Origin of the sequence: Rhodococcus gordoniae, from assembly GCF_001646655.1 — a bacterium.
In the GTDB taxonomy this organism is placed as follows: Bacteria; Actinomycetota; Actinomycetes; order Mycobacteriales; family Mycobacteriaceae; genus Rhodococcus; species Rhodococcus gordoniae.
In genome coordinates, this window is record NZ_LPZN01000011.1 from 151,054 (window position 1) to 165,495 (window position 14,442).

15 protein-coding genes are annotated in these 14,442 nt (G+C 69.0%); 10 read left to right on the top strand and 5 right to left on the bottom strand.

Features of this window, described 5'->3' with window-relative positions; translation table 11 throughout:
- The first annotated feature begins 36 nt into the window (after positions 1 to 36).
- From A8G18_RS06570 to A8G18_RS06600, 7 genes are all read left to right on the top strand, one after another.
- Positions 37 to 1,074, top strand: coding sequence for an iron-siderophore ABC transporter substrate-binding protein (locus A8G18_RS06570; protein ID WP_016934104.1), 1,038 nt, complete (start codon positions 37 to 39; stop codon positions 1,072 to 1,074).
- On the top strand, positions 1,071 to 2,114 hold the full coding sequence (locus tag A8G18_RS06575) for a FecCD family ABC transporter permease (protein ID WP_064063228.1): 1,044 nt from the start codon (positions 1,071 to 1,073) through the stop codon (positions 2,112 to 2,114). Before A8G18_RS06570 ends, A8G18_RS06575 begins: the two co-directional genes overlap by 4 nt.
- Entirely contained in the window at positions 2,111 to 3,163 is a 1,053-nt protein-coding gene (locus A8G18_RS06580; RefSeq protein ID WP_064063229.1) for a FecCD family ABC transporter permease, read from the top strand. Before A8G18_RS06575 ends, A8G18_RS06580 begins: the two co-directional genes overlap by 4 nt.
- Positions 3,160 to 3,960, top strand: a complete 801-nt coding sequence (locus A8G18_RS06585) for an ABC transporter ATP-binding protein (protein WP_064063230.1) — start codon at positions 3,160 to 3,162, stop codon at positions 3,958 to 3,960. Before A8G18_RS06580 ends, A8G18_RS06585 begins: the two co-directional genes overlap by 4 nt.
- 158 nt (positions 3,961 to 4,118) lie before the next feature.
- Complete coding sequence (locus tag A8G18_RS06590) at positions 4,119 to 5,174, top strand: DNA polymerase IV (protein WP_064063231.1); 1,056 nt, start codon at positions 4,119 to 4,121, stop codon at positions 5,172 to 5,174.
- Positions 5,175 to 5,203: 29 nt separating this feature from the next.
- Complete coding sequence (locus A8G18_RS06595) at positions 5,204 to 7,201, top strand: ABC transporter ATP-binding protein (protein WP_209447003.1); 1,998 nt, start codon at positions 5,204 to 5,206, stop codon at positions 7,199 to 7,201.
- Positions 7,198 to 7,947 carry an energy-coupling factor transporter transmembrane component T family protein gene (locus tag A8G18_RS06600; RefSeq protein WP_064063233.1) on the top strand — a complete coding sequence of 250 codons (750 nt, stop codon included), beginning with the start codon at positions 7,198 to 7,200 and terminating at the stop codon, positions 7,945 to 7,947. The genes A8G18_RS06595 and A8G18_RS06600 overlap by 4 nt, the downstream gene beginning before the upstream one ends.
- Before the next feature lie 4 nt (positions 7,948 to 7,951).
- On the opposite strand, the gene A8G18_RS06605 is transcribed toward A8G18_RS06600, so the two are convergent.
- From A8G18_RS06605 to A8G18_RS06615, 3 genes are all read right to left on the bottom strand, one after another.
- Positions 7,952 to 8,611, bottom strand: a complete 660-nt coding sequence (locus tag A8G18_RS06605) for a DedA family protein (RefSeq protein WP_064063234.1) — start codon at positions 8,609 to 8,611, stop codon at positions 7,952 to 7,954.
- A 311-nt stretch (positions 8,612 to 8,922) separates the two neighbouring features.
- Positions 8,923 to 10,527 carry an MFS transporter gene (locus tag A8G18_RS06610; RefSeq protein WP_064063235.1) on the bottom strand — a complete coding sequence of 535 codons (1,605 nt, stop codon included), beginning with the start codon at positions 10,525 to 10,527 and terminating at the stop codon, positions 8,923 to 8,925.
- Positions 10,528 to 10,617: 90 nt separating this feature from the next.
- Positions 10,618 to 10,815 (bottom strand): DUF4177 domain-containing protein, encoded by a 198-nt coding sequence (locus tag A8G18_RS06615; RefSeq protein ID WP_006552868.1) that lies wholly within the window; start codon positions 10,813 to 10,815, stop codon positions 10,618 to 10,620.
- A gap of 201 nt (positions 10,816 to 11,016) precedes the next feature.
- On the opposite strand from A8G18_RS06615, the gene A8G18_RS06620 reads away from it, so the two are divergent.
- Positions 11,017 to 11,802 (top strand): maleylpyruvate isomerase family mycothiol-dependent enzyme, encoded by a 786-nt coding sequence (locus A8G18_RS06620; RefSeq protein WP_064063236.1) that lies wholly within the window; start codon positions 11,017 to 11,019, stop codon positions 11,800 to 11,802.
- A 60-nt stretch (positions 11,803 to 11,862) separates the two neighbouring features.
- Here the strand turns inward: A8G18_RS06620 and A8G18_RS06625 are convergent, their stop codons facing one another.
- Both A8G18_RS06625 and A8G18_RS06630 read right to left on the bottom strand, forming a co-directional pair.
- Entirely contained in the window at positions 11,863 to 12,138 is a 276-nt protein-coding gene (locus tag A8G18_RS06625; RefSeq protein ID WP_016933472.1) for a hypothetical protein, read from the bottom strand.
- Between the two features lie 106 nt (positions 12,139 to 12,244).
- Positions 12,245 to 13,150: a helix-turn-helix domain-containing protein gene (locus A8G18_RS06630; protein WP_064063237.1), complete on the bottom strand. Its 906-nt coding sequence runs from the start codon at positions 13,148 to 13,150 to the stop codon at positions 12,245 to 12,247.
- 36 nt (positions 13,151 to 13,186) lie between these two features.
- Between A8G18_RS06630 and A8G18_RS06635 the strand changes: the two genes are divergently transcribed.
- Both A8G18_RS06635 and A8G18_RS06640 read left to right on the top strand, forming a co-directional pair.
- The gene (locus tag A8G18_RS06635) at positions 13,187 to 13,747 is read left to right on the top strand and encodes a TIGR03086 family metal-binding protein (RefSeq protein WP_064063250.1); all 561 of its coding nucleotides are present in this window, start codon (positions 13,187 to 13,189) and stop codon (positions 13,745 to 13,747) included.
- A gap of 20 nt (positions 13,748 to 13,767) precedes the next feature.
- Positions 13,768 to 14,442: pseudouridine-5'-phosphate glycosidase (locus A8G18_RS06640; protein ID WP_064063238.1), on the top strand; the 675-nt coding region annotated here is incomplete at its 3' end.

Sequence of the window (14,442 nt, forward strand, 5' to 3'; positions counted from 1 at the left end):
GAGCCCCCACCCCGTACGAGAGTGAGTTCTGCCTCCATGCGTTCGAAGCGCTTTCTGACGATCGCCGCCGCATCCGTCGCGGTCGCCCTCGGTCTCACCGCCTGTGGATCCTCCGACTCCTCGGACACCACCGACTCCGGCTCCACCGGTTCGGGCGAATACCCGATCACCATCGAGCACGCGCTCGGCACCGTCACCCTCGACGAGAAGCCCGAACGCGTCGCCACGGTGAACTGGGCCAACCACGAGGTGCCGCTCGCGCTCGGCGTCGTGCCCGTGGGTATGGCAGCCGCCAACTTCGGCGACGACGACGGCAACGGCATGCTCCCGTGGGTCGAAGAGCGACTCGAAGAACTCGGCGCCGAGACCCCGGTCCTGTTCGACGAGACCGACGGCATCGACTTCGAAGCCGTCTCCGACACGAACCCCGACGTCATCCTCGCCGCCTACTCCGGTCTGACGCAGGAGGACTACGAGACCCTCAGCGAGATCGCGCCGGTCGTCGCGTACCCCGAAGCGCCGTGGGCGACCTCGTGGCGCGACATGATCGAGCTCAACAGCGCCGGCCTCGGCATGGCCGAGGAAGGCGAGGAACTCGTCGCGAGCCTGGAACAGGAGATCGCCGACGCCGCTGCCGCGCACCCCGAACTCGAGGGCAAGGCCACGATGTTCCTCACCCACGTCGACACGGCCGACCTGAGCCAGGTCAGCTTCTACACCGCCAACGACACGCGAGCGGCCTTCTTCGAGGATCTCGGTCTGGCCACCCCGAAGAGCGTGGCGGATGCCTCCACCGACGACGCGTTCTCGAAGAAGGTCAGCGCCGAGCAGGTCGACGTCTTCGACGACGTGCAGATCATCGTCACCTACGGTGACCAGGCGCTCGTCGACGCGCTCGAAGCCGACCCGCTGCTGTCGCAGATGCCCGCGGTCCGCAACGGTTCGATCGTCTTCCTCGACGGTTCCGGCCCGCTCGGCACCGCCGCCAACCCCACTCCTCTGGCCATCTCCTGGGTGCTCTCCGATTACGTCGAGTTGCTCGCCGACGCAGCCGGCAAGTCGAACGCGGAGTGACCGCACCACACCGGCAGTCGACGCCGAGCGCCCACGAACGAGGGCGCTCGGCCGTCGGCAATTCCGTCTGGCTTCTGGCCCTGCTCGGGGTGCTCGTTCTGCTGGTGATCGCGTCGATCACCATCGGCTCGCGCAACGTCGACTGGGCCGACATCGTCGCGGCTCTCGGAGGCGCGACCGACAACATCGGTCAGGGCGCGATCGCCAAACGCATTCCGCGCACGGTGCTCGCGCTGGTCGTCGGATCAGCGCTCGGGCTCGCCGGTGCCGTGATGCAGGGTGTCACCCGTAATCCCTTGGCGGATCCCGGCATTCTCGGTGTCAACATGGGTGCCTCGCTCGCCGTGGTGATCGGCATGGCCTGGTTCGGATTGTGGAGCCAGACCTCCATGATCTGGGTCGCGATCGTGGGTGCCGCGGCGGCCGCACTGTTCGTCTACACGATCGGATCGCTCGGCCGTGGGGGAGCGACACCCCTCAAACTCGCGCTCGCCGGTGCCGCCACCTCGGCGGCGCTCGCGTCGTTCGTCACCGCCGTCATCCTGCCCCGCGGCGACATCGCGGGCAGCGTGCGGTCGTGGCAGATCGGCGGGGTGGGCGGAGCGAACTTCGAGGCCATCTCGCAGGCCCTGCCGTTCTTCGGCGTCGGCTTCGCCGTCTGCCTGCTGTCGGCGCGCAGCCTCAACTCCCTCGCACTCGGCGACGACATGGCCGCCGGTCTCGGCGAACGGGTCGCTCTCGCCCGTGGCGTCGCCTCGTTCGGTGCCGTCCTGCTGTGCGGGGCGGCGACCGCGATCGCCGGTCCCATCGCGTTCGTCGGTCTCGTCGTGCCGCACCTGTGCCGGTTGCTCATCGGCATCGACAACCGGTGGTTGCTGCCGTTCTCGGCTCTCGTCGGTGCAGGATTGCTCACCGCCGCCGATGTCGTCGGCCGCATCGTGGCCCGACCCGCCGAGATCGACGTCGGCATCATCACCGCGCTCATCGGGGCGCCCTTCTTCGTGTACATCGTCCGACGGCAGAAACTGCGCGAACTGTGACAATCACACTGGCCACCACCGAACCCGCCATCGACGAACTCGCCGCCGGCAGAGTGCGGCGCGGACGGCGTCGACACCTCGTCATCGCCGTGCTCGCGACTCTCGTGGCCGCAGCCTTCGCCGCGAATCTGATGTTCGGCAAGACGTTCTATCCGCCCGCGGACGTGCTGCGTGTCGTCCTCGGACAGGACGTGGCCGGCGCGACCTTCACCGTCGGACGCCTGAGACTTCCCCGCGCGGTCCTCGCGGTGGTCGCCGGTGTCTGCTTCGGGCTCGGCGGCATCACCTTCCAGACGATGCTCCGCAACCCGCTCGCGAGCCCCGACATCATCGGAATCAGCTCCGGGGCCGGTGCCGCGGCGGCGTTCGCCATCATCGTGCTGGGCCTCGGTGGTACCGGCGTGTCGATCTTCGCGATCGTCGCCGGTCTGGCCGTGGCCCTGCTGATCTACGGCCTGTCCTATCGCGGTGGTGTGGCGGGCACACGCCTGATCCTCATCGGCATCGGCATCGCCGCGATGCTCGACAGCGTCACTTCCTATCTGCTGAGCACTGCGGCAACCTGGGATCTGCAGGAGACGATGCGTTGGCTCACCGGCAGCCTCAACGGCGCGACGTGGGGTGCGACGGTGCCCGTCGTCGTCGCCCTCGCCGTGCTCGGGCCGGTACTGCTCGTGCAGACCCGCAACCTGTCGATGGTCCAGCTCGGGGACGACGCCGCGCAGGCCCTCGGTGTGCGGGTCGAGCGCACGCGTCTGATCGCGATCGTCTCGGCGGTCGGGCTCATCGCCTTCGCCACCGCCGCGACCGGACCCATCGCGTTCGTCGCCTTCCTGGCCGGCCCCATCGCCGCCCGCATCGTCGGACGGGGAACGTCGCTGTTCGTCCCGGCGGCACTCGTCGGGGCACTGCTCGTGTTGGTCGCGGATTTCGTCGGCCAGTACGCCTTCGGCACGCGCTACCCGGTGGGCGTGGTGACGGGTGCGCTCGGCGCGCCCTATCTCGTCTACCTCATCATTCGTTCCAACCGCGCGGGAGGCTCGCTGTGACCGCATCGCACACCCTGATCGCCGAGAAACTCGAACTCGGGTACGGCAGCCGCACCGTCGTGGAGAGCCTCGACCTGAAGGTGCCACCAGGTCGGATCACGTGCATCGTCGGCGCCAATGCGTGCGGGAAATCGACGTTGCTGCGGTCGATGTCACGACTGCTGTCGCCGCGCGGCGGGCACGTCCTGCTCGACGGCAAGGACGTCCACCGGCTGCCCGCGAAGAAACTCGCCCGCACCCTCGGGTTGCTGCCGCAATCGCCGATCGCCCCCGAGGGCATCGTCGTCGCCGACCTCGTGGGCCGGGGACGGCATCCGCACCAGCGGGTGCTGTCGCGCTGGAGCCGGGAGGACGACGCTGCGGTTGCCGACGCACTCGCCGCCACCCACACCACCGAACTCGCGGAGCGGTCGGTGGACGAGTTGTCGGGCGGGCAGCGGCAGCGCGTGTGGATCGCGATGGTGCTCGCGCAGCAGACCGACCTGCTGCTGCTCGACGAACCCACCACCTTCCTCGACGTCAGCCACCAGGTGGAGGTGCTCGATCTGCTCACCGATCTCAACCGCGACCGCGGGACGACCATCGTGATGGTGCTGCACGACCTCAACCTGGCCGCGCGATACGCCGACCATCTCGTCGCGATGGCCGACGGCAGTATCTACGCGTCGGGGGATCCCTCGGAGGTGCTCACCGGTGAGACGGTAAAGACGGTCTTCGGTCTGGACAGCTGCGTGATCTCCGATCCGGTCTCCGGCAAGCCGCTCGTGCTGCCCGTAGGTCGGCACCACGTCATGTGACCGTCCGTCCGCTACACCATTGGTCGTCCGCTACGGCAATTGCCATAGCGGACGGCAAGAGCGGTAGCGAATGCTCGAGGCAAGGACTGTTCGGTCGAACCGCACCGCTCGCCCGGAATCCGTGCCCGCACCGCGGTGAACGTCCTACGGTTGTCGGCATGGGTGCGCCCGGCATCGACCAGTGGGTCCTCCACGTCGACCTCGACCAGTTCATCGCCGCGGTCGAGGTGCTGCGCAACCCGGAGTTGGCGGGCCGACCGGTGGTGGTCGGCGGTCGCGGCGACCCCACCGAGCGCGGAGTCGTCTCCACGGCGTCGTACGAGGCGCGCGAGCACGGGGTGGGGTCGGGAATGCCGCTGCGGGTCGCGGCGCGCAAGATCCCCGACGCGGTCTTCCTGCCCGTCGACGCCGACACCTACAACGAGGTGTCGCAGGTCGTGATGGACACACTCCGTGGGTTCGGCGTGGTCGTCGACGTACTCGGCTGGGACGAAGCGTTTCTCGGAGTGGAGACCGACGATCCGGAGGCGTTCGCGCAGCGCGTGCAGGCCGCGGTGCTCGACGCGACCGGTCTGCACTGCTCCATCGGGATCGGCGACAACGTCCTGCGCGCGAAGATCGCAACGGGTTTCGGAAAACCCCGCGGTGTCTTCCGGCTGACGCGCGACAACTGGTTCGCGGTGATGGGCGAACTCTCGCCCGATTCGCTGTGGGGCATCGGCTCACGCACGGTGAAGAAACTCGACGACATGGGCATCCGCACGGTCCGCGAACTCGCCCGGGCTTCCGTCGACGAGATGGCGGCGCGGTTCGGGCCCAGGACCGGTCCGTGGCTCGTCGGCCTGGGTGCCGGTGCCGGCTCGACGGAGGTGTCGGCGGAACCGTGGGTGGCCCGGTCGCGCAGCCGGGAGACGACCTTCCAGCACAACGTCGGCGACTGGAATGCACTCGCGGAGTGCGTGCGCGATCTCGCGGCGCGGGCGGTCGACGACGTCCGCGGTGAGGGACGAGCGGGAGTGCGGGTCGCGCTGAAGATCCGCTACGCGCCGTTCGTCACCCACACCGCGAGTGTCGCCCTGCCGTCGCCCACCACGGATCTCGCAGCCGTCACCGATGCGGCCGTCGGACTGCTCGGCCGCTTCGATCACGACCGCGAGGTTCGCCTCGTCGGCGTGCGGGTGGAGATGACGCCACCGGAGAAGCAGTCGCGTTAGCGGCTGGCACACTGGGGCCGGTGCGATCGGTGACCAGGACACGGGGACCTCTTCGACCACCGGAGGCCGCCGCAGCGGCGGTCTTCGGGACGTTGACGGCTGTGCTGTCGGTCGTCACCGGGCTGATACCCGTCGGTGTCGCCCACGTGCTCGTCGCGCTCCCCGTCGCTTTCCTCGCCGCCACCGGCCGCCTGCGCGCGATCGTCGCTGCGACGGTCGCCGCAGGTGTCGTGGCGCTCGTGGCCGGTGGGCCGTTCGCCGTCGCCGCGGTCGTCGTCCTCTCCGGGATCGGAACGCTCGTCGGGTTCGCGCACCGGCGGTGGGGTCACGCGGCGGTGTTCGCGGTGCTGGCCGGATCCGTCCCCGCCGGGCTGCTGCTCGCGGCCGCCGCCTGCGGTCTGCTGCTGTTGTTCGACCGGACCCGGGTGCTGCTGCTCGAGGCGCTCGAAGCGTCGATGCGCGGCACGATCCGGGCGTTCGAGGTGGCCGGTGCGGGGCAGCATTTCGTCGACACCTGGGAACGGACCCTCGAGATCATGGTGCGGCTGTGGTGGGTGTGGATCGGCGGTGCGGTGCTGGTCGGCACCGTGGGGACCGCGCTGTTGTGCTTCGGGATCTTCCGCGTGGTGGCCCTGCGCAGCACGTGGGCGACCCGGTCGGTCGACTGGCCCGAGCAGGACCCGACCGCCGACCCGGCTCCGCTTCCCGTCGCACTGCGCCTCGTCGGTTACCGGTATCCGGGAACCGACCGCGACGCCCTCTCGGACATCGACCTCACGATCGGGCCGGGGGAGTTCGTCGCGATCGTCGGCGGCAACGGCTCGGGCAAGTCGACGCTCGTACGGTTGCTCGCGGGACTCGAGCCGACCGTCGGCCTGATCGACCGGCCCGGATCCGTCGGTCCGGGACGCCCCGGTGGCACGGCCATGATCCTGCAGCATCCCGAGAGCCAGGTGCTCGGCCGCACCGTCGCCGAGGATCTGCGGTGGGGACTCGAGGACGTCGACGTCGCCGATCTGCTCGCGCGGGTCGGCCTGGCCGGGATGGCGGACCGCGCCACGGAAGATCTGTCGGGCGGGCAACTGCAGCGGCTGGCGCTGGCGGGCGCACTCGCCCGGCGACCTGCACTGCTCATCGCCGACGAGATCACCGCGATGGTCGACGCCGACAGTCGCGTGGAACTGATCCGATTGCTCGCGGACGTCGCGCGGGAGGGCACCGCGGTCGTGCTCGTCACTCATCTCGACGACGAGGCCCGCGCGGCCGACCGCATCGTGCACATCGCCGACGGACGCATCGTCCCGAGGATCGCCGCGCCATCGCTGCCGGCACCGGTCGCGGCGACCGCGCCCGCGTTCCCGCAGCCGGTCCTCGAACTGCGCGACGTCACGCACATCTATGCGGCCGGCACACCCTGGGCACACACCGCGCTGCGCGAGGTGTCGCTGACGATCTGCCGCGGCGAAGGGGTGCTGGTCGTCGGGGAGAACGGTTCGGGCAAGTCCACGCTCGCGTGGATCGTCGCCGGACTGATGCGCCCCACGCGCGGAACGGCCGTGCTGCACGACACCCCGACGGCCGATCTGCACGGAGAAGTGGGCATGGTCTTCCAGCAGGCACGGCTGCAGTTGCAACGACCGACCGTGGCCCAGGAGATCTCCGAGGTGGCCGGGCTTCCGCACACCGACCGCGGCTACGTCGCCGCCGTCCTGCACCGGGTGGGTCTGCGTCCCGAACTGATCGACCGGCCGATCGACCGGCTCAGCGGCGGCGAGATGCGGCGGGTCGCGATCGCCGCCCAACTCGCCCGCACCCCGCGGGTGCTGGTGCTCGACGAACCGCTGGCCGGACTGGACGTGCGGGGCCGCCGCGAGGTCGTGTCGATCCTCGCCCATCTACGCGCGGTCGAGCACGTCACCGTCGTCGTCATCTCCCACGACCTGCACGGAATGGAAGAGGTGTGTTCGCGCACCGTGGTGCTCGAGGACGGACGCATCGTGGAGCAGACGGGAGCGGTGATCGCATGAGTCGCACACGCACGCGCCAGCGACGCCCGATCATCCTGCTGCGCCCCGTGCCTCGGGAGACACCCCTGCACCGGGTGTGGGCCGGCACGAAGGTCCTGTCGGCAGCGGCGCTGTCGGTGGCGGTGAGCTTCGCTCCGAGCTGGACCGGGCTCGGCATCCTGCTCGCCGTGCTGGTGGTGGGTCTGCTCGTCGCGCGGATTCCCCGCGGGGTGGTCCCGACGATTCCGTGGTGGGTGTTTGCGGTCCTCGCCGTCGGCCTGGTCCTCAACGCTGCGGGTGGCGGGCTCACCGCCTACGTTCGGACGATGCTGCTCGGCGTGGGTTTGCTGGTGCTCGCGTCGCTGGTCGGGTGGACGACGCGACTGTCCGATCTCGTCGACGCCCTGCCGGTGCTGTTCGCCCCGCTGCGACTGCTACGGATGCCCGTCGACGAATGGGTGACGGTGTGCGCGCTGGCGCTGCGGATGCTGCCGACCGTCCGCGCCGAGATGCGGGTGCTGTTCGCCGCGCGCAAGGTCCGCGGCCGGCCCGGCATCCGCACTCCGGCGGGATGGTGGCAGGAGGTGGCCGACTCCGTCGGCGCGGTGGTGTCGGTATCCATGCGCCAGGTCCGCGATCTCGGCGACGCGCTGGCGGTACGGGGACCACGATCGGCGACCCGCCCGCCGCTGCGACTGCGGCTCGGGGACGTCCTGACGGTGCTGGTCGTGGCGGGCGCGTGCACGGCGATCACCGTGTGGGGATGACCCGTCAGCTGCGGTTGTCCGAAGCGGTGTCCTTCGAACGCGAGCGGATGCGCCGGACGATCCCGTAGCCGAGCACCGCGACGACGACGGCGATCACGACGTACTGCAGTGCCGAGGCGTACGGTTCGACGGCGCTCCAGTTCTCGCCGAGCTGATAACCGGCCAGCACGAAGATCGAGTTCCAGATGAGGCTGCCCGCGGTGGTGAACGCGAGGAACTGCCGGATCGGCATCCGCGTGACACCGGCGGGGATGGAGATGAGGCTCCGGAAGACGGGCACCATCCGGCCGAAGAAGACGGCCTTGCGTCCGTGCCGCTGGAACCAGGCGGTCGAACGGTCGAGGTCCTCGACATCGACGAGTGGAAGCTTCCGCACGACCGCGCGAATCCTGTCCTCACCCACCCAACGGCCGATCGAATAGAGACCGAGAGCGCCGAGCACGGAACCGAGGGTCGTCCAGAACAGCGCACCGAACAGGGTGAAACTGCCCAGGCTCGCGGCGAACCCGGCGAGCGGCAGGATGACCTCGCTGGGGAGCGGCGGAAAGAAGTTCTCGAGAGCGATCGCGATGCCGGCACCGACACCGCCGAGGCGGTCCATCAACTCGAGTGCCCATCCTGCGAGACCGTCGGTGGGGGCTGACTGTGAATCCGCGACACTCATCCACCCGACCCTACCGAGGGGTCGTCGAGGTTTCCGCTCGTACGGATCGAAACGGCTCCGGTCTGTTCGGCCGGCGAGAAGGACGGCGGTGTATGTCGCTCTCCGCACGGAGGGCCGATCCGGAAGGCGATCTCCCGTGACGATCGTTGGCGTCGCGGGCAACCCGCAGCCCGCATCCCGCCCCCTCGACGCCGCAGCCCGTCTCGCCGCGGCTGTCGCCGGACGAGAGCCCGATCACGTTGTGGACGTGGTCACACTCGGTGCGGGACTGCTCGCGTCCTGTTCGCCGGGCACCGATTCCCCGCGAATTTCTAGGGCGGTGGTGTTCCGACCGATCGTCGCGGCAGCCGTCCGGTTCCGAACAGCGCCGCGATCGCGAGGAGCGCTGTCACGGCGAACGCGGCGCGCAGTGCTTCGAGTCGCGCATCGGCGTTGACCGCGACGAGCGCTTCCGTTGTGGAGGGGTCGACATTCGCCTCGTCGAGCGCAGTCCGTAACTGGGTCGTGGACAGGAACGGCACCCCGCCGGCCAGCTCGGTGGTCGCCTGCTGCTGTACCGAAGGCGGGACGTCGGGGTTGTTCTCGATTCCGGCGACGACCGACGTGGTGAGGGTCGCGATGAGGATCGACCCGATCAGCGCGGTGCCCAGCGACGCCCCGAGATTGGTTGCGGTGTTCTGCACACCGCCGACTTCGGCGCTCTGGGAATCCGGTACCGACGAAACCGTGACCGCGCCGAGCTGGGAAGCCAGCGCCCCCAGACCGAGACCCATCAACAACATGGGTATCGACACCACGGCCGCATCGGCGCCCGGGTCCATACCGGCAACGAGGATCAGGATCCCCAGGATCATCGAACCCAGACCCATGCGCACCACACGCCGGGGGTCGGCGTGGGGTCGCACTTTCGGGATCACCGTTGCGGCCAGCACCAGAGCGACCGACAACGGCAGGATTCGGACACCGGTCTCGACCGCGCTGAGTTCGAGTACGACCGACAGGAAGAGAGGGACGGAGAAGAAGACTCCGGCCTGCACCGCGAACTGCGCGAAGAACATCGTCAGACCGCCGACGAGCTGGCGGTTGGCGAACAGCCCCGGATCGACCAGCGGGTCGCGGCCCCTGCTGACGAGAGCGCTCTGCCACCGCATGAATGCATAGAGCACCAGCGAGCCCGCGACGAGAAGCCAGATGACCGGGGACAGACCCAGTACGGCGGGTGCGCCCGGCTCGGCCCGCACCCAGCCCCATTCGCTCGAACGCAGGACGCCGTAGACGACGGATCCCAGACCGAGTACGGACAGTGCGGATCCCACGAGGTCGAGGTGGACGCGGTGAGGGGGAACGTCCTCGATACGGCGCAGCACCAGCAGGATCAGCACCACCAGGACGACCTCGCCGAAGAAGACGTAACGCCACGACGCGAACGTCGTGACGGCCCCGCCCAGCAACGGACCCACGGCCACGGCCGATGCACCGGCCGCCGCGACCAGACCGTACGCTGCGGAACGCCGCTCGGGAGCGAAGTTGGCCGCGACGAGCGAGACGATCGCCGGCATGATCAGAGCCGCGCCGATACCTTCGAGCAACGACCACCCCACCAGCAGGACCGCGAGGTTCGGGGCGAGTCCGGTGGTGAACGAGCCGATGCCGTAGATCACCAGTCCGATACCGAACGCGCGGCGTCGACCGAGGATCGTGCCGACCTTGCCCCCGGTGATCATGAGGGACGCCATCACCAGGGTGTAGAGGGTGATCGCGGTCTGGATGCCGGTGATCGTGGTGCCGACGTCCTGTGCGACGGTCGCCATCGACACGTTCATCACCGAGCTGTCGAGCGTCATCAGGAACTGGCCCGACGCCAGTACTGCGAGCACCAGTGATGAACCCGAGCGGATCTCCGGCTGCGACGACACCTGTCCGTCCTTCGGCTCAGGTCGCCGGGAGGGGCGGGAAGAATCCACTGCCGCTACCGACAGGTACCGGCATTCGGCGCGACATCGCTTCTACTCTTCGCGTTCGAACGTCACGAGCATTCCCTCGACGCCACCGGGGCCGATCCGTCCCTTGATGTCGGCGGAGGTGATCGCCTTCAGGCGCCACCCGTCTCGGGCATGATCGTTGAGGATCTTCTCGAGCTTGCCGCCGGACATCTTCCCACCGAGCATGCCTTCGCGAATCTCGATCACCTTGTACGAGTACATCCGTTCAGCTTACGGTCGCCCCGCGAGAATCTCGTCGAAATCCGACGGCAGTACGTGACACTGGAAGACGACGCTTTCGAGACCGATCGCGAACTTCGGTGTTTCCGACCGCGCTCGGCGACGTCGGAAACACCGAAATCGTGACAGGACACCGACCGTGCAGAATCGGGGCGGGTATCGGGCCGAGTGCGAAGGGTAGGCATGCTGGACTACGCGCGTTACTGCGGAGAGATCGTCGAACAGACGGAACTGCTGGTGGACTCACTGACCGGGCAGGACATGACCACACCGGTGCCGTCGTGCCCGGGATGGAACCTCGGTCAGCTCGCCCGACACATCGGCTACGGGCACCGGTGGGCGGCCGAGGCGGTCCGGGGGAACGGGACGATGCCCCGCACCGACCGCGCGATGCGGGAGTTGGCGGATTACGTCGACGAGGATCCGGACGAGGTGATCCCGTGGTTGCGGGAAGGGGCGCACGAGCTCGGGACCGCGCTGCGGGAGATCGGCCCGAACATGCGGGTGTGGACACCGATCCCGGGTGGCAAGAAAACCCCGGAGTTCTTCGCCCGGCGGTTCACCCACGAGACGGTCGTGCACCGCGCCGACGCTGCGCTTGCGCTGGGTGTGGAATTCACGGTGGCACACGACCTCGCGGTCGACAGCGTGGACGAGTGGCTCGACCTGGCCGTGGTCACCTGGCCGCGACACGATGCGGAACGGCACCGTGCGCTGCACGGTCCGGACCGGACACTGCACTTCCATGCGACGGACACGTCGGCGGAGTGGGTCGTGGATCTGACCGGAGAAGAGTTCGTGTGGCGGCACGCCCACGAGAAGAGTGCCGTCGCGGTACGCGGACCGCTGACGGAGCTACTGCTGGTGCTCTACCGGCGGCGCGCGGTGGACGCGGCCGACGTGAAGGTCTTCGGCGACACCGAGTTCCTGGCGACCTGGCTCGACGTCAGTCCCTTCGGCCAGCCGTAGGTCGGAACGCACAGCGGGTGGCCGCACCGCGACGTCGAGGCACGGCCACCCGCATGCGAATCAGAGCGACAGGCGTGAGGCCGAGTACGCGTGGCGGATCGCGTCGAGTGCGCTGGTGCAGGGAATGTGGGCTTCCTGCAGCGAGTGGATCACCTCGGCGGTCGGGCCGGACTGCTCGAAGGCGCTGCCGGCGGCGACGGCCCAGGCGACTTCGCCGGGCTCGAATGTCCGAGTGGGCTTCCATCCTCGCTGGGGTGCGAGCTCGCGCAGAGTGCTCCAGTGCGCGACCTCGTCCGCGTCCGGACGTCCGATGAAAAGTAGGCGGTCGTGTCCCACGATGAACCCCTTCGTTCTTCGTCGTGCTTCGACAGGTAGGTCGTCCTCCCTGTGTGCTTCGTTACATTTACCTGATCGCGAAGCGTCGTGGGTTCGGGAGGTTCCACTATGTGGTACGCGCGCCGGGCTCACGGGACCCATCCGAAGAAGGCGGTCGTGTATCGCCGTAGCGAGCAGCGAACGCACCGGGGGTCATGCCCACGACCTTCGCGAAATCTCGCACGAAGTGGGGTTGGTCGGCATAACCGAGGACGGCGGCGACCTCCGACAACGAGCCGGGCCTCTCGCGCAGGCGGCCGGCGGCCTCCTGCAGTCGCCGTCGCTGGATGAGCCACTTCGGGGTCAGGCCGATCCGCCGCTGGACGAGGCGTTGCAGGGCCCGCTCACCGAGATCGAACTCCGCCCGGATCTGCTCGACGCGCAGGACGTCGGGGTTCTCCTCCACGAACGCCACCAGCCGATTGACGAGTCGTCCTTCCTCGTCGATCGGGAGGTGGGCGCGAAGCACCTCGTCGAACGCCTCCGTCGCGGAGCGATGCGACTCCGGTGAACGGGGGTCGGATGCCATCGCCTCGCGTACCCGTGTGGTCAGGCGCGTGCCGGGGTCGCCGAGGACGTCGGTGAGGTCGACGGCCCGGTCGGTGAACGCCGCGAGCGAGGTGCCGGTGAGCAGGGCGCCGGCCGCAGGGCTGAGCATGCACCCGACCGCCCAGCCCTCGCCGGTGAGTGTGACGGTCGACAGTCCGTGCTCGACACCGTAGAAGCGCGCGTAATCGTGCCCGACCACCATCTGGCAGACCGGATACCGCAGCACCCGCTGGGGTGCCTCCCGGCCGGGCGGCACCGACCAGACCGGAATCCAGTACCGCTGCACCAGGTCCGTGAGGTCGGGCCCGGCGGGATAGCGATCGATGGTGTGCGAGGCGTCGTGCGGATCCTTCAGGTGGGCGCGTTCGATGTCGTCGCGACCGCCGAGACGCCGCGCCGCCGGGTCGCCGCCGTCGGGTTTCATCAATACCTCGCCCTCGGTGGTCGTCAGTATCGAGTCATGAATACAACAGCACTGCGACACGCAGAGGCCGACAAGCCGCTCACCGACGTGATCTCGTCCCTGCGCGACGCCGAGTGGGACGCCCCGTCGCCGTGTGAGGGGTGGACGGCGCGCGACGTCCTGGCCCACATCATCGACACGCAGCGGGAGTTCTTCGACGGTCGCGGTGTCGAGACGGGGGAGCGGCCCGACACCGGCCGTCCCGCCGAGGCCTGGCAGGTACACACGGCGCGTATCGCCGAGATCCTCGCCGACGACGCACTCGTCTCGACGACCTACGACGGGTACTTCGGGCCGACGACGGTGGGCGCGACCTTCGAACAGTTCTACATCTGGGACATGCTCGTGCACCGCTGGGACATCGCGCGCAGCGCGGGGGCCGATGTGGTCTTCTCCGACGCCGAACTCGATCGGATGGAGGCGGGCGCCGACAGTTTCGGCGACGCGCTCTACATGGACGGTGTCTGCGCGCCGGCGGTGGACGCTCCCGACGATGCCGACCGCACGACCCGCATTCTCGCGAAGATGGGCCGGCGCACGGCCGCGGCGCTTCGATAGGCCGCGTTATCGTCGGTCGTATGAGCGAATCGATCCGCGTCGCGGACTTCGTGCGCGAGGCGATCGCGGCCCGTCGGCCCGTCGTGGCGCTCGAATCGACGATCTTCACGCACGGTCTCACGCGTCCACGCAACGTCGAGGTCGCGCTCGACGCCGAACAGCGTCTGCGCGACTCCGGGGTGGTGCCCGCGACCATCGGGGTCGTCGACGGTACGCCGACGGTCGGTCTGTCGGAGCAGCAGATCCGTATGCTCGGCGCGGACGATTTCCCGGTCGTCAAGCTCGGCCTCCGCGACCTGCCGGTCGCAGCGGCCAAGGGGTGGCACGGCGGGACGACGGTGTCGGCGACGGCGCTGCTCGCGCATCGTGCCGGGATCGCCGTCTTCGCCACGGGCGGCCTCGGCGGCGTTCACCGAGGAGCTTCGTCGACATTCGACGAGAGCGCGGATCTCGTTGCGCTGGCGACACTTCCGATTCTCGTGGTGAGTGGCGGCGTCAAGTCCGTCCTCGACATCCCCGCGACACTCGAACGGCTCGAGACGCTCGGGGTGATCGTGGTCGGCTACCGAACCCCGCGCTTCCCCGGTTTCTACGTGCGCGACAGCGGTTGCGACGTCGACGCGGTGGAGTCGGCACAACAGGCCGCGGAGGTGGCGCGGGCGCGGGACGGGCTGGGACTGCGCTCGGCGGTGCTA

Bases quoted from the DNA above. Each gene is read 5' to 3' on its own strand.
- A8G18_RS06570 (WP_016934104.1), top strand. From the start codon at position 37: ATGCGTTCGAAGCGCTTTCTGACGATCGCCGCCGCATCCGTCGCGGTC.
- A8G18_RS06590 (WP_064063231.1), top strand. From the start codon at position 4,119: ATGGGTGCGCCCGGCATCGACCAGTGGGTCCTCCACGTCGACCTCGAC.
- A8G18_RS06600 (WP_064063233.1), top strand. From the start codon at position 7,198: ATGAGTCGCACACGCACGCGCCAGCGACGCCCGATCATCCTGCTGCGC.
- A8G18_RS06605 (WP_064063234.1), bottom strand. From the start codon at position 8,611: ATGAGTGTCGCGGATTCACAGTCAGCCCCCACCGACGGTCTCGCAGGA.
- A8G18_RS06615 (WP_006552868.1), bottom strand. From the start codon at position 10,815: ATGTACTCGTACAAGGTGATCGAGATTCGCGAAGGCATGCTCGGTGGG.
- A8G18_RS06620 (WP_064063236.1), top strand. From the start codon at position 11,017: ATGCTGGACTACGCGCGTTACTGCGGAGAGATCGTCGAACAGACGGAA.
- A8G18_RS06630 (WP_064063237.1), bottom strand. From the start codon at position 13,150: ATGAAACCCGACGGCGGCGACCCGGCGGCGCGGCGTCTCGGCGGTCGC.
- A8G18_RS06635 (WP_064063250.1), top strand. From the start codon at position 13,187: ATGAATACAACAGCACTGCGACACGCAGAGGCCGACAAGCCGCTCACC.